At 71.1% G+C, this 19233-nt stretch carries 16 protein-coding genes; 11 read left to right on the forward strand and 5 right to left on the reverse strand.

The window, feature by feature from the left end; all coding sequences use genetic code 11:
- Positions 1 to 83: 83 nt before the first annotated feature.
- Entirely contained in the window at positions 84 to 1556 is a 1473-nt protein-coding gene (locus tag E5671_RS18485; protein ID WP_160510272.1) for an FAD-dependent monooxygenase, read from the reverse strand.
- Between the two features lie 108 nt (positions 1557 to 1664).
- Between E5671_RS18485 and E5671_RS18490 the strand changes: the two genes are divergently transcribed.
- Entirely contained in the window at positions 1665 to 2261 is a 597-nt protein-coding gene (locus E5671_RS18490) for a TetR/AcrR family transcriptional regulator (RefSeq protein ID WP_160505068.1), read from the forward strand.
- Positions 2262 to 2388: 127 nt separating this feature from the next.
- On the opposite strand, the gene E5671_RS18495 is transcribed toward E5671_RS18490, so the two are convergent.
- From E5671_RS18495 to E5671_RS18505, 3 genes are read right to left on the reverse strand one after another with little or no spacing between them, the layout of a single operon-like run.
- On the reverse strand, positions 2389 to 2628 hold the full coding sequence (locus tag E5671_RS18495; RefSeq protein WP_160505069.1) for a hypothetical protein: 240 nt from the start codon (positions 2626 to 2628) through the stop codon (positions 2389 to 2391).
- A 20-nt stretch (positions 2629 to 2648) separates the two neighbouring features.
- Positions 2649 to 4868 carry a 4-alpha-glucanotransferase gene (gene malQ / locus E5671_RS18500; protein ID WP_160505070.1) on the reverse strand — a complete coding sequence of 740 codons (2220 nt, stop codon included), beginning with the start codon at positions 4866 to 4868 and terminating at the stop codon, positions 2649 to 2651.
- Complete coding sequence (locus E5671_RS18505; RefSeq protein WP_160505071.1) at positions 4869 to 5105, reverse strand: hypothetical protein; 237 nt, start codon at positions 5103 to 5105, stop codon at positions 4869 to 4871. It lies immediately after the preceding gene.
- Between the two features lie 397 nt (positions 5106 to 5502).
- Here E5671_RS18505 and E5671_RS18510 point away from each other — a divergent pair, with 397 nt between their 5' ends.
- The 3 genes from E5671_RS18510 to E5671_RS18520 all read left to right on the forward strand — a co-directional run bounded on the left by E5671_RS18510 (position 5503) and on the right by E5671_RS18520 (position 10353).
- On the forward strand, positions 5503 to 8463 hold the full coding sequence (locus tag E5671_RS18510) for a beta-N-acetylglucosaminidase domain-containing protein (RefSeq protein ID WP_160510273.1): 2961 nt from the start codon (positions 5503 to 5505) through the stop codon (positions 8461 to 8463).
- A 97-nt stretch (positions 8464 to 8560) separates the two neighbouring features.
- Positions 8561 to 9904 carry a hypothetical protein gene (locus E5671_RS47035; RefSeq protein WP_160505072.1) on the forward strand — a complete coding sequence of 448 codons (1344 nt, stop codon included), beginning with the start codon at positions 8561 to 8563 and terminating at the stop codon, positions 9902 to 9904.
- 71 nt (positions 9905 to 9975) lie between these two features.
- A complete protein-coding gene (locus E5671_RS18520; protein WP_160505073.1) occupies positions 9976 to 10353 on the forward strand; it encodes a hypothetical protein in 378 nt (125 codons plus the stop codon).
- Between the two features lie 67 nt (positions 10354 to 10420).
- Here the strand turns inward: E5671_RS18520 and E5671_RS18525 are convergent, their stop codons facing one another.
- Entirely contained in the window at positions 10421 to 10957 is a 537-nt protein-coding gene (locus E5671_RS18525) for an HNH endonuclease (protein ID WP_160505074.1), read from the reverse strand.
- A 266-nt stretch (positions 10958 to 11223) separates the two neighbouring features.
- Here E5671_RS18525 and E5671_RS18530 point away from each other — a divergent pair, with 266 nt between their 5' ends.
- The 7 genes from E5671_RS18530 (at position 11224) to E5671_RS18560 (ending at position 19161) form a co-directional block, all read left to right on the forward strand.
- Positions 11224 to 12306, forward strand: a complete 1083-nt coding sequence (locus E5671_RS18530) for a mechanosensitive ion channel family protein (RefSeq protein ID WP_160505075.1) — start codon at positions 11224 to 11226, stop codon at positions 12304 to 12306.
- A gap of 180 nt (positions 12307 to 12486) precedes the next feature.
- A complete protein-coding gene (locus tag E5671_RS18535) occupies positions 12487 to 13638 on the forward strand; it encodes an ROK family transcriptional regulator (protein ID WP_160505076.1) in 1152 nt (383 codons plus the stop codon).
- Positions 13639 to 13688: 50 nt separating this feature from the next.
- The gene (locus E5671_RS18540; RefSeq protein ID WP_160505077.1) at positions 13689 to 15029 is read left to right on the forward strand and encodes an extracellular solute-binding protein; all 1341 of its coding nucleotides are present in this window, start codon (positions 13689 to 13691) and stop codon (positions 15027 to 15029) included.
- A gap of 24 nt (positions 15030 to 15053) precedes the next feature.
- A complete protein-coding gene (locus E5671_RS18545; protein ID WP_160505078.1) occupies positions 15054 to 15989 on the forward strand; it encodes a carbohydrate ABC transporter permease in 936 nt (311 codons plus the stop codon).
- Between the two features lie 9 nt (positions 15990 to 15998).
- Positions 15999 to 16904, forward strand: coding sequence for a carbohydrate ABC transporter permease (locus tag E5671_RS18550; RefSeq protein ID WP_160505079.1), 906 nt, complete (start codon positions 15999 to 16001; stop codon positions 16902 to 16904).
- 8 nt (positions 16905 to 16912) lie between these two features.
- A complete protein-coding gene (locus E5671_RS18555) occupies positions 16913 to 18178 on the forward strand; it encodes a 6-phospho-beta-glucosidase (RefSeq protein WP_160505080.1) in 1266 nt (421 codons plus the stop codon).
- Complete coding sequence (locus E5671_RS18560; protein WP_160505081.1) at positions 18169 to 19161, forward strand: BadF/BadG/BcrA/BcrD ATPase family protein; 993 nt, start codon at positions 18169 to 18171, stop codon at positions 19159 to 19161. The genes E5671_RS18555 and E5671_RS18560 overlap by 10 nt, the downstream gene beginning before the upstream one ends.
- Positions 19162 to 19233: the final 72 nt, after the last annotated feature.

Raw genomic sequence — 19233 nt, forward strand, 5'->3', positions numbered from 1 at the left:
TCCCGGTTCACCCGGGTGTGGTTGATCGCGGGACCACCGTCGCACCCCCACACCCATCAGGTCCATCGAATCTTTTCGAGCTTTTATTGAAGCTGAGCTGAACGATCCACTGAACGATTCTCCAGCGCCGCCCCCACCTCCCCCGCGTCCGCCTCCTCCGCCGCCCACGCCACGTAACCGTCGGGGCGGACCAGGACGGTCGTACGCCGGTCGCTCGCCCAGTGCGTGACGACGGCCTGCCCCGCCTCGAACTCCACGCCCCGCGGCGCGATCAGCACGAACCTGCCCTCGCGCAGAGCCTCGTAGAGCCGCCCCTCCTTGAGCGCGATGTCCGGGGCGCGGCGGCCGGTCATGCGGTGCGCGCCCCTCGGGGCGGGGTAGCTGTAGCCGATGCCGGTGATCTGGCCGATCGCCTTGTCGCGGACCGGGCGCACGGCGCCGATGAAGGACGCGAGCACGGCGCGGCCCGCCCGCGACCACGGGCGCTTGGCCATCGCGAGCCGCACGATCCCGCCGCTGCTGCGCAGGACCGTCTTGCCGATGGGGTGCCGCTCGGACTGATACGTGTCCAACAGGCCTTCCGGCGCACGGCCGTTGACCGCCTCCACCAGCTTCCAGCTCAGGTTCACGGCGTCCTGGAGGCCGGTGTTCATGCCCTGCGCCCCCGCCGGTGTGTGCACGTGCGCGGCGTCGCCGGCGAGGAAGACCCGGCCGACCCGGTAGGCGGGCGCCTGGCGCTCGTCGCTGTGGAAGCGGGACATCCAGCGGGCGTCGTGCATGCCGTAGTCACGGCCGAGCGCGAGGCGGGTGATCTCCTTGACCTCTTCGAGGTCGAGGGGCTCGCTGTCGGGGACGTTGCGGGCGCGGTTCCAGCCGATCACGCGGTAGTAGCCGTCGGCGAAGGGCGCGATGAAGGCGAAGGCGTCACCGGCGGCGTTCACCGTGAGGACCGAGGCGGGCTGCTCGGCGAGCTTCACGTCGGCGAGCACGAGCGAGCGGATGGCGGACTTCCCGGGGAAGGGCAGGCCGATGGCCTTGCGGACCGGGCTGTGCAGTCCGTCCGCGCCGACGACGTACGCGGCCCGTCGCGTGCTCGACTCGCCGCCCTGGCCCCGGACTTCGACGCTCACGCCCTCCGCATCCTGGGTGAGGCCGGTGACCTCGCTCTCGTACCGGAAGTCGACCCCGGCCTCGATCGCCCGCCGCTCAAGGACCCGCTCCACCTCGTACTGCGGCAGGACCAGGAGGTGGTTGTAGCGCGAGGGCAGCTTGTCGAGGCGCACGTCCAGGTGGGCGAAGAGGCGCAGGCGGTCGAGCGTCCTGCCCTTGGCCTCCAGTTCGTCGGCGAGGCCGCGCGCGTCGAGCTGTTCGAGGGTGCGGGCGTGCAGCACCAGGGCGCGCGAGAGGTTGCTGATCTCGTGCCGCCGCTTTTCGAGCAGGGTGACGGGGACGCCCGCGGCGGCCAGGTCCCCGGCGAGCAGCAGCCCGGTGGGGCCGGAGCCGACGACGATCACAGCGGGGTTCGTGGCGCCGGTCGTGTCCTGGGTTCCATTCATGACGCTCATGACGGCCTCCTCATGCCAACAACTGTTGGTCAACGCTTGTTGGCCAACGTAGGACCGCCACCATGGACTGTCAACACTTGTTGGCCTACGCTTGTTGGCATGACCGAAAGCGCACCCGATTCAGTGACCGCGGCGACAACCCCGCCCCGCCGTTCCGACGCGACCCGCGGCGCGATCCTGGCCGCCGCCCGTGAGCGGTTCGCCGCCGACGGCTATGAGCGGGCCACCATCCGCGCCATCGCCAAGGACGCACGCATCGATCCGTCGATGGTGATGCGCTATTACGGCAACAAGGAGGGCCTGTTCGCCGCGGCCTGCGCCATCGACCTACGGCTGCCCGACCTCGCCGCGGTGCCGCGCGAGTCCGTCGGGCGCGCCCTGGTGGCCCACTTCCTGGACGTCTGGGAGACGGACGAGGTACTGACGGCGATGCTCCGGGTCGGCATCACGAACACGGCGGGCGCCGAGCGCATGCAGGGCATCTTCAGGGACCAGCTGCTGCCGGTGGCGCGCCGCGTCTGCCCCGATCCCGCCGAGGCCCCGACACGGGCCGGGCTCTGCGCCTCGCAGATCCTCGGCATGGCGCTGACCCGCTATGTGCTGCGGTTCCCGCCCGCGGTCGCGCTGTCCGGCGAGGAGATGGTGGACTGGCTGGGGCCGACGGTGCAGCGGTATCTCACGGCCGAGGGGCCGTGACGTACGCGAGCGGCCGTGACGTACGTAGGGGGCTCTTCGTGAACGTACGTAGGGGGCTCTTCGTGAACGTACGCATGGGTACGTCGACGAAGAGCCCCCTACGGAGAACTCGTGAGGCGAAGTGGCGTCAGCCCTGCTTCTCCTGCTTGCGGGACTTGTCACCGACCATGACGAGACCCGCGATCACCAGGAACAGCACGATGGGCGCCACGACATAGAGGCCGAGCGTGTCGATCACGCTCAGGCCGGGACCCGGGTCGTCACCATCGTCGCGCGTGAGCGCGAGCGCGGGGGACGACATGAGCAGCATCATCAGCGTCGTACCGGAAGCCAGGGCGCCGGCGCGCAGGGCGTTCTTCTTGTCCACGGTGCCAACGTAGCGAACTGCTAAACGGGCCGCGCGCCCGGGGGTGCCGTACGGGGCCTCTCGCGTGTACGGAACACGTCCATGAACGCGTGCAAGCGGGGTGACGCGGCGAGTTCCTCCAGGGTGACGGGGCGGCCGGCTGCGTCGGCGATCGGCAGCCGCCAGTTCGGATACTGGTCCCAGGTGCCGGGGAGATTCTGCGGGCGGCGGTCACCGACCGCGTCCGGCAGCCATACGCCGATCATGCGGGCCGGGGTGGCGAGCAGGAAGCGGTGGACGGCGCGGATCTCCTCCTGCTCGTGTCCACCGCCGCCGGGCAGCATCCCGAGGCGCGAGAGCAGCGCGAGCCACTCCGACACGTCCGCCGCCGCCGCGGCCTGCTCGACGGCAGCCGGGCGGGTCAACAGGCCGAGCCTGTCCCGCAGTTGGACGTGCTCGCCGGTGATGCGGGCCGCGGTGGACGGCAGGTCGTGGGTGGTGGCGGTGGCCAGGCAGTCGGCGCGCCACCGCTCGGGCGGCAGCGGCCGTCCCGTGCCGGCCCAGTCCCGCTCGAACCAGAGCACGGAGGTGCCGAGCACGCCGCGGCGCTGCAGGGTCTCGCGGACGCCGGGCTCGACGGTGCCGAGGTCCTCGCCGATGACCAGGGCGCCGGCGCGGTGCGCCTCCAGGGCGAGGACGGCGAGCATCGCGTCGGCGTCGTACTGGACATACGTTCCCTCGGTGGGCGCGCGGCCCTCCGGGACCCACCAGAGGCGGAAGAGCCCCATGACGTGGTCGATACGGATCGCGCCCGCGTGCCGGAGCAGTGCGCGCAGCAGGGCGCGGTACGGGGCGTACCCGGACTCGGCGAGGCGGTCCGGGCGCCAGGGCGGCAGGCCCCAGTCCTGGCCGCGCGCGTTGAACGCGTCCGGCGGGGCGCCGGTCGACATGCCCGCGGCGAAGTGCCGCCGCTGCGCCCACGCGTCGGCTCCGGCCGGGTGCACGCCGACCGCGAGGTCGTGCACGAGGCCGATGTCCATGCCCGCGTCCCGAGCCGAGCGCTGCGCGGCGGCGAGCTGGGCGTCGGTGAGCCAGGCGAGACGGCAGTGGAAGTCCACGCGTCCCATCAACTCGCGGCGGGCGCGGGCGACTTCGGGCGAGGCGGGGTCGCGCAGGGGTGCGGGCCATGCGTGCCAGTCGGGGCCGTGCCGCTCCGCGAGGGCGTACCACGTGGCGTGGTCCTCGAGGTCCTCTCCGTGCTCGGCGAGGAAGTCGTTGTAGGCGGCGCGCCGTCCGGGGCCGAGCGGGACCTCGCGGACCAGTTCCAGGGCCTGGAGCTTGAGCGCCCAGACCGCGTCACGGTCGATCAACTGGCCCTGCTGGAGGACGGATTCACGGAGTGCGGCGGCCCGTCGCGTGAGGTCGGCGGCCAGGTCGCGTGCCTCGCCGGCCAAGTGGGCGTACTCGGGAATGTCCTCGACACGGAGGTGAACGGGGTCGGGGAAGCGGCGCGAGGAGGGGCGGTAGGGAGAGGAGTCGGACGGCCCGTCCGAAGGCTGCGGTACCGCCGCGTGCAGGGGGTTGACCTGCACGAATCCCGCGCGCAGGGTCCGTCCGGACCAAGCCGCGAGCTCGGCGAGATCCCCGAGGTCGCCCATGCCCCAGGAGCGGCGGGAGAGGAGGGAGTAGAGCTGGACGAGAATTCCGTACGTTTTCTCGCGCGGGGGCGGTAGGCGGTGGGGGGCGGTGATCAGGTGGGCGGTGGCTGTTCGGTTGTCCGGGGTCTTGGCTCGGAGCCGGTGGACGCCCAGTGGCAGGGCGGGCGTCACCCGTGGCTCGGCTCTTCCGCCGCTTCGCGGCGATGCCTCCCGTCCACCCGCCCGATTGCCCTGCGGCGCGACCTCCGGAAACTCAACCCGCTCCCCCCGCTCCGTCTCCACCCACACCCGCGTCCCCGGCGGCAGCCCGGCCCAGGGCGGGGGTGCCTCGGGGCCGTCCTGCCACATCACCACCGTCGGCGGCAGCAGCCTGGCGCTCAGCTCTGCCTCGCGGGCCGTGAGGGCACGCCGCAGCGCCTCGGGGGTGCTCGCGTCCACATCTAGGGCGGCCAGGGCCGCGATCACCGCGGCGTCGGTGGCCGGAACCGTGCGGTCCGGGGACGGGGAGTAAGAAGTCGCCACGCCATGCAGGGCGGCAAGGCGGGAAAGTCCGGTGGGGCCGGTGGGGCCGCTGGCGGGTGCGGTCGCTCCGGGTGGGGCCATCTAGACCCCCATGTAGGCCAGGCCCGACGCGGTGCCGGTGGAGGTGGGCTCGCTGGTCAGCGGGGCGGCGTCGGCGAGCGGAGGCTCGCTGGTCAGGGGTGCCGCGTCGGCCAGCGGGGGCTCGCTGGTCAGGGGCGGCTCAAGGCAACCGCAGGAGCAGGATCCGTCGAGCCCCGAGTCGGGGCCGGAGACCTGTTTGGAGAGAGCGGAGAGGAGGAGGTTCGCGGAAGCGGGCACGTAGGGCTCCATTGTCAGGGGGCAGGACGGGTCTTCGGCAGCAGCCCTACCCAGTGCGCGGGATCGCAGACATATCCGTTGTATGAACGTGCGCGTACTCACATTCGTTTCCCTCAGTGGGGGATAACCGAGAAATCTTCCTTCTGCCCGCCCCGGCCTGACACACGCTATCCAGCCCCACCGGCGATCGGGCACGAACTCGCCGATCACAGGCACGAACTCGCCCATCACATGGGCGCTGTCGCCGATCACAGGGCCGATGTCACAGGGAAGAAAACCCCCACAACACCCACGCCCGTTGACACCCCCACCGCGCGAGTGGTGGGCTCAGTGACACCCTGAGACAACTGACGCACCACACGTGATCACCAGCACGAGGCACAACGAGGAGAGGGCCGTGCAACTGCGGCGCAGGAAGGGCGCGGCGGCCATCGCCGTCGCCGTCATCGCAGGCGCACTCAGTGGCGCCCCCGGCGCCGTCGCCGCCCCCGGCCTCCCCGGAAAGCCCGGCACCCCGGCCACCTCCCCGGACGACGACCGGGAGAGCGACGGCACCCTCCCCCCGGTCTGGCCCCGCCCCCAGTCGATGACCTCGGCCGGGGCCCCGGTCGCCGTCACCGGCGAGGTCGTCCTCGCCACCGGCAAGGACCCCGATCCGTACGCCATGGACGCCCTGCGCACCCTTCTCCGCGACGCGGGAGCCCGCAGGATCACGGAGGTCAAGGAGGGTGAGCAGCTCCCCGCGGGCGGCGGAAAGCTCGTCGTTCTTGCCGAAGGCGCGCGCGCCGACCAGGCGTTGCGCACCCTCGGCGCCCGCGCCCGTGGCGACCTCCCGTCCGGCGGCTACCGCCTCGCGGTGGGCCGGATCGGCGGCCAGGACACCATCGCCCTCGCGGGCGCGGGCGATGACGGCCTCTTCCACGGCGTCCAGACCCTGCGCCAGCTGGTCACGAAGAGCACCACCGAGAGCACCACCGGCGCAACCGGCGCAACCGTCCCGGGCGTCCAGATCCGTGACTGGCCCGGCACCGCGGTCCGCGGCATGACCGAGGGCTTCTACGGCACCCCGTGGACCCGCGAACAACGCCTGGACCAGCTCGACTTCATGGGCCGGACGAAGCAGAACCGCTATCTCTACGCACCCGGCGACGACCTCTACCGTCAGGCGCGCTGGCGCGAGCCGTACCCCGCCGACCAGCGCGCCGACTTCCGCGCCCTCGCCGAGCGGGCCAAGCGCAATCACGTGACGCTCGCCTGGGCCGTCGCCCCCGGCCAGGCCATGTGCATGTCGTCCGACAAGGACATCAAGGCCCTCAACCGCAAGATCGACGCGATGTGGGCCCTCGGCGTACGCGCGTTCCAGCTGCAGTTCCAGGACGTCAGCTACAGCGAGTGGCACTGCGACGCGGACGCCGACGCCTTCGGTTCGGGGCCCGAGGCCGCGGCGAAGGCGCAGTCGCGCGTCGCCAACGCCGTGTCCGCGCACCTGGCCGAGCGCCACCCCGGCGCGAAGCCGCTCTCGCTGATGCCGACGGAGTACTACCAGAACGGCTCCACGGAGTACCGCGACGCCATCGCGGCCCGGCTGGACGAGGGTGTCGAGGTGGCGTGGACCGGCGTCGGCGTGGTCCCCAAGACCATCACCGGGCGTGAACTGGCGGGCGCCCGCAAGGCGTTCGGCTCGCATCCGCTCGTGACGATGGACAACTACCCCGTCAACGACTTCGCGCAGGACCGTATCTTCCTCGGCCCCTACACCGGCCGCGAGCCCGCCGTGGCCACCGGCTCGGCGGCGCTGCTCGGCAACGCCATGGAGCAGCCATCGGCGTCCCGCATCGCCCTCTTCACGGCAGCCGACTACGCGTGGAACCCCCGCGCCTACCGTCCGCACGAGTCCTGGCTCGCCGCGATCGACGACCTCTCGGGCGGTGACGCGTTGGCGCGGGGCGCCCTGCGGGCCCTCGCCGGCAATGACGCGTCGTCCGTGCTCGGCGCCGACGAATCGGCGTACATGCGCCCGCTCATGGACGAATTCTGGCGCGCGCGTACGACGACGGACGCCGCCCGCATCGAGAAGTCCGCACAAGCCCTGCGGGACGCCTTCACCGTCATGAAGGAGGCTCCGCAGCGGCTCGCCGACAGCGACCTCGACACCGAAGTGCGGCCCTGGGTGGAGCAGTTGGCGCGCTACGGGGCCGCCGGAGAGACGGCGGTCGACATGCTGCGCGCGCAGTCCGCCGGCGACGGCGCGGCCGCCTGGCGCGCCTCGCGCACCCTGACGGGACTCCAGAAGGACCTGAAGGCGGCTCGGGTGACCGTCGGCAAGGGCGTCCTCGCCCCCTTCCTGACGCGGTCGCAGAAGTCGTACGAGACGTGGGCGGGGCTCGACAGCGAGCAGGCGTCGGACCGCGCGACGGTCCGTGTCCCCCGCGCCCGCCCCCTCACGGCGGTGACGGTCCTGACCGACCCCGGCACCAAGGGCAGCGTCGAGGCCCATGTCCCCGGCGAGGGCTGGCGCCGCATCGGCGCCCTGTCCGCCACGGGTTTCACCGAGGCCCAGCCCGCCAAGTCCAAGGAGACCGCCGACGCGGTCCGCGCCACGGTCACCGACGGCAAGGTCCGCCACGTGGTCCCCTGGTACGCCGACTCCCCCGCCGCCCGCTTCTCCCTGGCCCGCACCGAGGCCGACGTGGAGATCGGCGGCGGCCCGCAGCGGGTCACCGCGAAGCTGACCTCCCTGCGCCCCGGCGACGTACGGGGCAAGGTGACGGCGAAGGCGCCCAAGGGCATCGAGGTGCGCACCCCGGAGAGGTCGACGCTGCCGCGCGGCACGCAGGTGGACGTCCCGGTCGACGTCACGGTCCCCGCGGGCACGCGCTCGGGGACGTACGAGATCCCGGTCACCTTCGACGGCCAGACCAGGACGGTCTCGATCCGCGCCTACCCGCGCACGGAAGGACCCGACCTGGCGCGCGGCGCGAAGGCCTCCTCCTCGGGCGACGAGACGAAGGACTTCCCGGCGTCCGGCGCCAACGACGGCGACCCCACGACCCGCTGGTCGTCGCCGGTCGAGGACGGCGCCTGGTGGCAGATGGAGCTCGCGGAGCCGGTCAGGCTCGGCCAGGTCGTCCTGCGCTGGCAGGACGCGTACGCGGCGGGCTACCGCGTGCAGACCTCCGCGGACGGCAGGACCTGGCGCACGGCGGCCACCGTCAAGGACGGCAAGGGCGGCCGCGAGGCGGTCCGCATGGACGCCCGCGACACCCGCTACATCCGCGTCCAGGGCGACAAGCGGGCCACGCGCTTCGGCTACTCGCTGTGGTCGGTGGAGGCGTACGAGGTGGCTGACGGCTCATAGGCGGGCCGGGACCGTCGACAAGATGGCTGCGGGACTTGCCAGTTGAGCGTTCGGACGCGCGATGATGGACGGGAAGCCTCGTCGGGGGAGGATCGACATGCGGTTACGGGCGCGCCGACCGGACGCGCGGCTCTCGTGTGCCGTTCTGCTGTACGAAGGCGATGGCGATTCCGATGGGCCGGACGCCTATCGCCACCGGCCCGCCTGCGAGAACGATCCGTACTGCGACGGGTACGACCCGGTGTACGGACATCCTCTCGACTGTGAGCACGGCCCGTACGAACGGCACCGGCGGGACCGCGAGCGGCGGCCGTCCGGGCCTCCCCCTGCCACGCGAGCCGTCCGGGACGCCCTGACCCGCTGGCCCGACAGTCTCTTCCGCACCGAGCCGGGCCGTGTCGCCGTGCTCGACAGCGCCTCCTCCGAAGGCACGTACCTGCTCCGGTCCACCGTCGGGCGCGCGCGCGATCTGCTGCTCGTCCACTACGCGGGCACCATGGACGCGGGTGACCCTTACGGTCGCTCCCGCGGCCGGAGGGGCCTGCTCCTCTCCGATCTGTTCGAACTCATCGAGGGGACCCCGGCCCGGCACATCGTCGTGGTCCTGGAACCGGACCGGCCGACCGAGATCTCCCTCGCGGAGGCGCTCCACCATCGGTACGGGTACCTGCTGCGGCACTTCCAGGGCCATCTCACGCTGATCGTCGCCGACCCGATCCACCGGATGCCCCGCCCGTTCCTGGCCGACGCGCTCGGCGGCGACCAACCGCTCTCCGTGCGCTCGCTCGCCACCCAGCCGCGGGCCCGGGTCCTGATGCGGGCGGACGGACGTGACGTACGGCTCACCGGGTCCGGACGGCGCGGCGGCCGGGAGCCCGTGGTCAGGAACCGCACCCGCGCCCTCAACCAGTCGCTCGCCCGCACCGGCCCCGCCCTGGCCAAGGCCCGCAAGGCCACCGCTTCCGCGCTCTCCGCGGCCGCGCCTTTCGCCCTCCTTCTCCTCGCCGTCGCGGTGGTCGCGGGCGGGCTCCTCGCGCTGCTGCGGGCGTTGCCGCCGATGCGGGGGACGTGGGGAGCCGCGGCGCTGCTCGGGCTGTGGGCGGTGCTCGCCGTCATCGGGATCGTCGGCGCCCGGCTGCGGACGCCGCCCGCCCGCGCCCGCCCGCCCGGCACGGCGCCCCCCGAGCCCCGGAGCCGCGCGTTCATGGACGGCATGTGGACGGCGTGGGGGTTCCCCGGTCCGTCGACAGACACCGCCGGGCGCCCCCGGCAGCCGGTCCCGCCGCGCCCCACCCGTGAGGAGAGCCGGGCCGCGGTCGAGCGGTCCCTCAACGCCCTGTACGCCCGGCTGCCCGTGCCCCAGATGCGGGCGCCGGACCCGCCCCCACCCCCGGCATCGCCCTCATCCCCTTCGCCCGACGACAACGGGACCACTCCATGACCGCCCCCGTCCCACCCCGATCCCCGGAACCGGAAGACCCGCCGGCGCCGGAGACATCACCGGAGCCCGCGGTGCCACCCGCGACCGGTGAGTACCGCGAGCTGCCGTCCGGCGAGCAGATGAGGATCTGGAACGAGTTGGTGTCCGACTCGGCCGAGCGGATGCTGTCGCTCGTCGAGCAGGAATTCCAGATGAAGAACAAGCTCGTCGACCAGCGGGTCCAGGACGCCGAGCACAACCGCCGTCTCGACCTGGTCAACGTGTGGTTCAGGGCGGCGGGCCTGGTGACCGGCGTGGTCCTGGGCTCGGGCGGGATCGTCGGCTACCTCTGGATCGCCAAGTACTGCGTGGACCACGGCTCGGCGGGCGCCGGCGCGGGTCTGCTCGGCGGGGGCGTCGCGGCACTGGCGGCCGTGATCACGGCTGTGCAGCGCCGCAACGGCCAGTGACGTGGGGCCGGGACGGGCTCGCCCGTCCCGGCCCCACGCCCCGGCCCCACGTAAAAGCCCGGATCTCTCAGGCAGAAATGCCGTCGATCCGGGCCATCGCGTCGTCCGCGCCGAACGGCTGCAAGTACGGCAGCCAGCGCGGATCCCTATGCCCGGTCCCGATGATGCGCCACGCGAGCCCCGAGGGCGGCGCGGGCTTGTGACGCAGGCGCCACCCCAGCTCCATGAGGTGACGGTCCGCCTTGGTGTGGTTGCAGCGGCGGCAGGACGCCACCACGTTCTCCCAGGCGTGCTGACCGCCACGGCTCTTCGGAATGACGTGGTCGACGCTGGTTGCGACGCCACCGCAGTACATGCACCGACCGCCGTCGCGGGCGAAGAGCGCCCGCCTGGTCAGAGGAACGGGCCCCCTGTAAGGGACCCGGACGAACCGCTTGAGGCGGACCACGCTGGGTGCGGGGACAGTGCGCGTAGCGCTGTGCATGAAGGCGCCGGATTCCTCGAGGCAGAGAGCCTTGTTCTCCAGGACGAGGACGAGCGCGCGGCGGAGCGGTACGACGCCTAGGGGCTCGTACGACGCGTTGAGGACCAGGACGTGCGGCACGGATGCCTCCTTGTACGCCGGCGGCGCGTGGCTCGCGCCGGGACGATCTGTAGCCAGTCTCCCCTCATGCCTGGTCCAAGCGCCAGCATGTGCTGGTAACGGGCTCGGAGTGTTTTCGACCACACAAGTGCAACACCCTCATCTTCCCCAGGTGAGCACTGTCTCTCCCTCGAACATGACAACGATCCACACACAATGCCCCGTTAGTGTGGTGTCTCTGCCCGGCGCATCTCCTGGGCAGGCCGCTATGCCTGGAGGTACCTGCCGTGTTCCTGTCCGTCCTGTCAGCAGCCGGAACGGACCCGGACGACAATCCAACGCCGAAGTCCCCGACCCTCGAAGACGCCCAGGAGAGCGCGACGAACGCCGCGAGCTGGGTCGAGCAGAACTGGTCGGCGTGGCTGGGCATCGGGCTCCGCATCCTGCTGATCGTCGCCGTCGCCGTCGTCCTGCGCGTGGTCATCCGGCGTTCGATCACCAAGCTCATAGAGCGCATGAACCGCACGGCACAGTCCGTGAACGGAACGGCGCTCGGCGGTCTCCTCGTGAACGTGGAGCGGCGCCGCCAGCGCTCGCAGGCCATCGGTTCGGTGCTGCGCTCGGTGGCGTCATTCCTGATCCTCGGCACAGCCGCCCTTATGATCCTGGGCACGTTCCAGATCAACCTCGCCCCACTGCTCGCCTCGGCGGGTGTCGCGGGTGTGGCGATCGGTTTCGGCGCCCGGAACTTGGTCACGGACTTCCTCTCCGGCGTCTTCATGATTCTTGAGGACCAGTACGGGGTGGGCGACTCGATCGACGCGGGCGTGGCGTCCGGCGAGGTGATCGAGGTGGGTCTGCGCGTGACGAAGCTGCGCGGCGACAACGGCGAGATCTGGTACGTCCGCAACGGCGAGGTCAAGCGCATCGGCAACCTCAGCCAGGGCTGGGCCACGGCGGGCGTCGACGTGACGGTCCGCCCGGACGAGGACCTGGAGAAGGTCCGGGCGAAGCTGCTCGAAGTCGGGGAGACCATGGCCAAGGACGAGCCGTGGAACGAGCGCCTGTGGGGCCCGGTCGAGGTGCTCGGCCTGGACAGCGTGCTGCTCGAATCGATGGTCGTACGGGTCTCCGCGAAGACGATGCCGGGCAACGCGCTCGGTGTGGAGCGTGAGCTGCGCTGGCGCATCAAGCGGGCGTTCGACGAGGCGGGCATCCGCATCGTGGGCGGCCTCCCGCTCCAGGCAACGGAGGAGACGGCGGCCGACCCGTCGGCGGGCGTCGCGGCTCCCTCGGCGTACGCCTCCACGACCTCGCCGCAGTCGCTCGCCGCCTCGCCGATAACCCCGCCCCCGAACCTCGCGAAGTAGCTCCCGCCGAGGAGATCCACCCCCTCAGGCGCACCCCGTGCAACGCCACGCCCCCGCAGGTAACGACTTGGTTGCCGCGGGGGCGTTCGCTATTGACGGCTCATTCACGCCAGCCTTACGGTCCTCACCAATTGGAAAGTTTCCTAACAGTTAGCGGCCGGCCAAAAGTAAGGTGACGTCATGGCAGCAGCGGGCACCACTCCGGGCACCCCGAGCGTCCTGCGCGCCATGAACGACCGGGCCGTCCTCGACCTCCTCGTCGCGCACGGCCCCCTCACCCGCACCCGCATCGGTGAGCTGACCGGGCTCTCCAAGCCCACCACCTCGCAGCTCCTCGGGCGGCTCGAAGCGGCCGGGCTCGTGCACACCACCGGCAGCCTCAGCGGCCGGCCGGGGCCCAACGCCCTGCTCTACGAGATCGACCCGGGCGCCGCCCACGTCGCCGCGCTCTCCGCCGACCCCACCGGGATCACCGCGCTCGTCGCCGACATCACCGGCACCGTCCTCGGCCGGGAGCGCGTAGAAGCCGATGCCGTGGCCGAGGACGTGCGCCACCGCACCGCACAGCTCGTCGCGGAGGCCGTCGACGGCGCCCTGCGCCAGGCAGGCCTCGGCCACGACGACCTGCGGGCCGCTGTCATCGGTACCCCCGGCGCCATCGACCCGCAGACCGGCCAGCTCCGCTACGCCCCCCACCTGCCGGGCTGGCACTCCCGCACCCTGCGCGACGACCTCGCCGCCGTCCTCGGCACCCCCGTCGACATCGAGAACGACGTGAATCTGGCCGCCGTCGCCGAGCAGTACGAGGGCGCCGCCCAGGACAACGACAACTACGTACTGACCTGGCTCGACGAAGGTGTCGGCGCCGCCATCGTGCTCGGCGGCACCCTGCTGCGCGGCGCGACCGGCGGCGCGGGCGAGATCGGCTACATGCCGCTCCCGGGCGCCCCGCTGGAGCGCGCGGACTCGGAGAACGGCGGCGGCTTCGAGAGCCTCGTCTCCGCGTACGTCGTGCGCGAACTCACCGGTGGCGGCGCGACGTTGGAGGAGGTCATGGCCGACGACGCCGCGCTCGGCGAAGTCGCGCGGCGTATCGCCACCGGCATCGCCGCCGTCGTCGCCGTCGTCGACCCCGAACTCGTCGTGCTCTCCGGCTCGGTGGCCCAGGCGGGCGGCGACAAGCTGCGCGTCAGGGTCGAGGAGGAGCTGACCGGCCTCGCGCTGCCCCGCCCCCAGATCCGCATCAGCGAACTCGACGGCGACCCCATCCTCACCGGCGCCCTCCGCTCGGCCCTCACCCAGGCCCGCGACCAGGTCTTCAACACAGCCTGATCCCCCCTCCCCCGCCAGACCAACTCCCCTCCCCGCAAAGGAAGTCCGCCATGCCGCGATGGCGCATGCCCACCTGCGCGTCCGCGGCGCTCGCCGCAGCCGGCCTCTTGCTCTCCGGCTGCGCCAACCCGAGCGTCGGCAGCGCGAACGACGACCCGACCGCGCCGGTCACCCTGAAGTTCTGGCACGGCTGGTCGACGCCCGGCGAGGTCAAGGCCGTCAACGACAGCATCGCCCGCTTCGAGAAGCTGCACCCGAACATCGACGTGAAGGCCACCGGGAACGTCTCCGACGAGACCATCAACCAGGCCCTGCGGGCGGGCGGCGACAAGGCCCCGGACGTGGTGTCCTCCTTCACCACCAACAACGTGGGCCAGTACTGCGACTCGGGGATGTGGGCGGACCTCGATCCCTTCATGAAGAAGACCGGGCTCGACAAGCACAAAACGTTCCCCAAGACGCTTCTCGACTACACCAGTTACCGCGGCAACCAGTGCGCCCTCCCTCTCCTCGCCGACGCCTACGGGATGTACTACAACAAGGACGCCTACAAGAAGGCGGGCATCGAGCGGCCTCCGCGCACCATGTCCGAGTTCGAGAAGGTCAGCAAGAAGCTCACCATCCGCAGCGGCAAGAACTCGTACAAGCAGGTCGGGTATCTGCCCAACTTCCGCTTCTACCAGAACAGTCCGGACCGGCTCTTCGCGCAGTGGGGGCCCACGTACTTCGACCCCGAGGGCAACTCACAACTCGCCGACGAGCCGGCCACGTACGACTTCTTCAAGACCACCCGTCAACTCGCCTCCGCACAGGGCGGGTTCCGCGACCTGGAGCGGTTCCGGCTGACCTTCGGCGACGAGATGTCCAGCCAGAACGCCTTCCTCACCGGCAAGGTCACCATGCACCTGGACGGTGAGTGGCGCGGTCTGATGCTGGACGAGGCGAAGGCGAAGTTCGACTGGGGCGTGGCCCCGCTGCCCGTGCCTGACGACCAGGCCGAGACGTACGGGCGCGGCTTCATCACCGGCACCGTCGCCGGGATCGCGCACAGCAGCAAGCACCAGAACGCCGCGTGGGAGCTGGTGCGGTTCCTGACCGCGGACACCAAGCAGGTCGTGAACTTCGCGAACGCCATCCACAACGTGCCCTCCACGTTCGCGGCGCTCAAGTCGCCCGACCTGGACGCCGATCCGACCTTCCGGGCCTTCTTCGACATCCTGGAGAACAAGCACAGCAAGGCCCTGCCGCCCTCCGTCAACGGCGGCGCCTACGTCGTGTCCCTCGGCGACTTCGCGTACGCCGTCGAGTCCGGACGCGTGGGTGATCTGCGAGGGCGTCTGAAGAAGCTCGACGAGCAGATCGACGCCGACACCCTCCAGTCGAAGAGCTGAAGTGCTGAAGAGCTGAGGACTCCCATGGCAATGACCCTCTCCAACCCCGCGCGCCGCAGACTGCGCACGCTCGGGTTCCTGTCCCCCTGGCTGGTCGGCTTCAGCGTCTTCTTCGCGTATCCGCTGATCGCCACCGTCTACTTCTCGTTCATGCACTACAACCAGATCAAGGAGCCCACCTTCGTGGGCCTCAGGAACTGGACGTACGTGTTCGAGCAGATGCCCCTGTTCGGCCCCGCCCTGCGGAACACCCTCTGGCTGGTCGTGATCATGGTGGCCCTGCGGGTGGTCTTCGGGCTCTCGCTCGGGCTGCTCATCACGAAGATCAAGACGGGGGCCGGGCTCTTCCGCACCGCCTTCTACATCCCCTACCTCGCCCCGCCGGTGGCCGCCACCGTCGCCTTCGTCTTCCTGCTCAACCCGGGCACGGGGCCGGTGAACGAGATCCTCGGCACGGTCGGGATCTCCGGGCCCAACTGGTTCAACGACCCCGACACCGCCAAGCCCTCGCTCGTCCTGCTCTCCCTGTGGGGCATCGGCGACCTGATGGTGATCTTCATGGCGGCACTGCTCGACGTGCCGAAGGAGCAGTACGAGGCCGCGGAGCTCGACGGAGCCGGAGCGTGGTCCAAGTTCCGTTACGTCACCTGGCCCGCGATCACGCCGATCGTGATGTTCGCGGTGGTCACGGGTGTCGTGCAGACCATGCAGTACTACACGCAGGCCCTGGTCGCGGGGAAGGTCGCGTCCGGCGTCAACATCGGGCCGGGGTCCGTCATTCAGCCCGGCTATCCGGACCACTCGACCCTCACGGTCCCCCAGCTCGTCTACCAGATGGGCTTCCAGAACTTCAACACCGGTGCCGCGTGCGTGCTCTCGCTCGTGCTCTTCGCCATCGCCATGGCCGTGACCATGCTCCTGATGCGCAAGCGCTCCGGGCTGCTCTCGGCGGAGGACTGAGGACTTTCGATGACTTCCACGACTCTCACCGCGCCGACGGCGCCCGCCGCCACGTCGAAGCAGCGCGGCCCCGCCGCCGCCCGCGCCCGCCGCAAGCGGATCCTGCACTGGATCGCCGTACACAGTGTCGCGATAGCCGTCGCGCTGCTGTTCGTGCTTCCGTTCGTCTTCGTCTTCCTGACGTCGGTGATGAGCGACTCGCAGGCGATGAGCGGCGACCTGTGGCCCGACTCCTGGCACTGGTCGAACTACAAGGAGGTCTTCGAGACGCCGGGCTTCCTCGGCTGGTGGCGCAACTCCCTCATGTACGCGGGCCTCGGCACCCTCTTCACCGTCTGCTCGGCGATCCCCGTGGCGTACGCGCTCGCCAAGTTCCGCTTCCGCGGCCGGCGCACCGCGATGCTGCTCGTCATCTCGACGATGATGCTTCCGCCGCAGGTCATCGTGATCCCGATGTATCTGGTCTGGGCGCAGCAGTTCCATCTGTCGGGCACGCTCTGGCCGTTGATCATCCCGATGGCGTTCGGCGACGCGTACTCGATCTTCCTGCTGAGGCAGTTCCTCCTGACCATCCCCAAGGAGTACATCGAGTCGGCGAAGGTCGACGGCTGCGGAGAGTTCCGCACGATGGTCAAGATCGTCGTGCCGATGGCCAAGCCCGGCATCGCCGCCATCGCGCTCTTCCAGTTCTTCTACTGCTGGAACGACTACTTCGGTCCGCAGATCTACGCCGCCCAGAACCCCGGTGCCTGGACACTGAGTTACGGCCTCGAATCCTTCAAGAGTGCCCACGCCGTCAACTGGAACATGACCATGGCCGCGACACTGCTCGTCATGGCGCCGGTCATCCTCGTCTTCTTCTTCGCACAAAAGGCCTTCGTCGAAGGCGTCACCCTCACCGGAGTAAAGGGCTGAGAACCGATATGAAGCTCGCAGTGGTCGGCGGAGGGTCGACCTACACACCCGAACTCATCGACGGATTCGCACGGTTGAGGGACACCCTGCCGATCGAGGAGCTCGTCCTCGTCGACCCCGCCGCCGACCGTCTCGAACTCGTCGGGGGCCTGGCGCGGCGCATCTTCGCCAAGCAGGGGCACCCCGGCCGCATCGTCACCACGTCCGACGTGGACGCGGGCGTCGCGGACGCCGACGCGGTCCTGCTCCAGCTGCGCGTCGGCGGGCAGGCGGCCCGCAAGGAGGACGAGACGTGGCCGCTGGAATGCGGCTGCGTCGGCCAGGAGACCACCGGCGCGGGCGGCCTCGCCAAGGCCCTGCGCACCGTACCCGTCGTCCTCGACATCGCCGAGCGCGTACGGCGTACGAACCCGAACGCGTGGATCATCGACTTCACCAACCCCGTGGGCATCGTGACCCGGGCCCTGCTCCAGGCGGGCCACAAGGCCGTCGGCCTGTGCAACGTGGCGATCGGCTTCCAGCGGAAGTTCGCCAGGCTGCTCGACGTCGCGCCGGGCGAAGTCCATCTGGATCACGTGGGGCTCAATCACCTCACCTGGGAGACGGGCGTACGTCTCGGGGGTCCGGGCGGCGAGGACATCCTGCCCAAGCTGCTCGCCGAGCACGGGGACGCGGTCGCCGCGGACCTGCGCATGCCGCGCGCCATCGTGGACCGGCTCGGCGTCGTGCCCTCGTACTACCTGCGTTACTTCTACCAGCACGACGCGGTGGTCGATGAGCTGAGGACCAAGCCTTCGCGCGCCGCCGAAGTGGCCCAGATGGAGCGCGAGTTGCTCAAGATGTACGGCGACCCGACCCTCGACGAGAAGCCGGAGCTGCTCGCCAAGCGCGGCGGCGCCTTCTACTCGGAGGCGGCCGTCGACCTGGCGGCCTCGCTGCTCGGCAACGGCGGCAGCCCCTACCAAGTGGTGAACACCGTCAACAACGGCACGCTGCCGTTCCTGCCGGACGACGCGGTCATCGAGGTGCAGGCCACGGTCGACGGCACGGGCGCCAAGCCCCTGGCCGTACCGAAGCTCGACCCGCTGTACGCCGGGCTCGTCGCGAACGTCACCGGCTACGAGGACCTGGCGCTCCAGGCCGCGCTGCACGGTGGCCGCGACCGCGTCTTCAAGGCGCTGCTCGCCCACCCCCTGGTCGGTCAGTACGCGTACGCGGAGCAGCTCACCGACAGCCTCATCGCGCACAACCGGGAGCACCTGGCGTGGGCGTAGGCATGAGCGTGCTCGCGATCGACGCGGGCAACAGCAAGACCGACGTCGCGGTGATCGCGGCCGACGGCACCGTCGTCGGCGCGGCCCGCGGCGGCGGGTTCCAGCCGCCCCAGGTCGGCGTCGAGGCAGCGGTGGACATCCTTCAGGAGGCGGTGGCGCGGGCCCTGGCCGAGGCGGGCACCGACTCCGTCGGGCATGTGTCCGCCTGCCTCGCCAACGCCGACCTCCCGGTCGAGGAAAGGGAGTTGGCCCTGGCCCTGCGCCGGCGCGCGTGGGGCCCTTCGGTCGACGTGCGCAACGACACCTTCGCCATCCTGCGGGCCGGTCTCCTGGAGGACGCCGAGCCGCGGGGCGTCGCCGTGGTGTGCGGCGCGGGCATCAACTGCGTCGGGATGCTGCCGGACGGGCGCACCGCGCGCTTCCCCGCCATCGGCCGGCTCTCCGGCGACTGGGGCGGCGGTGGCGGCCTGGCCGAGGAGGCGCTCTGGTACGCGGCGCGGGCCGAGGACGGCCGCGGCGAGGCGACCGCGCTGCGCGAGGCGCTGCCCGCGCACTTCGGCCTGTCCTCCATGTACGCGCTGATCGAGGCCCTTCACCTGGGTTCCATCGCCCCCGTGCGGCGGCACGAGCTGACGCCGGTGCTCTTCGCCACGGCGGCGGATGGCGACGCCGTGGCGCGCTCGCTGGTGGACCGGATGGCCGACGAGGTCGTCGCCATGTCGACCGTGGCTCTGGACCGCCTCGGCCTGCTCGGCGAGGAGACCCCGGTGCTGCTCGGCGGCAGCGTCCTCGCCGCCCGCCATCCGCAATTGGACGACCGCGTCCGGGCCTTGCTGGCCGAGCGGGCGCCCAAGGCCGTGGCCGGCGTGGTCGTCGCCCGTCCCGTGCTCGGCGCGGCGCTGCTCGGCCTGGACCACGTGGGGGCACCGACCGAGGTGCACGCGCGCGTACGGGGGCAGTACGAGAGTGGCGTGGGAGCCTGAAGCGGCTGAGTTCATCGGCCCGGGAGGGAACCGATCCGTACTGAATCGCGTATTCAAGGGCAGGGGTGGTGT

Origin of the sequence: Streptomyces sp. BA2 (assembly GCF_009769735.1) — a bacterium.
In the GTDB taxonomy this organism is placed as follows: Bacteria; Actinomycetota; Actinomycetes; order Streptomycetales; family Streptomycetaceae; genus Streptomyces.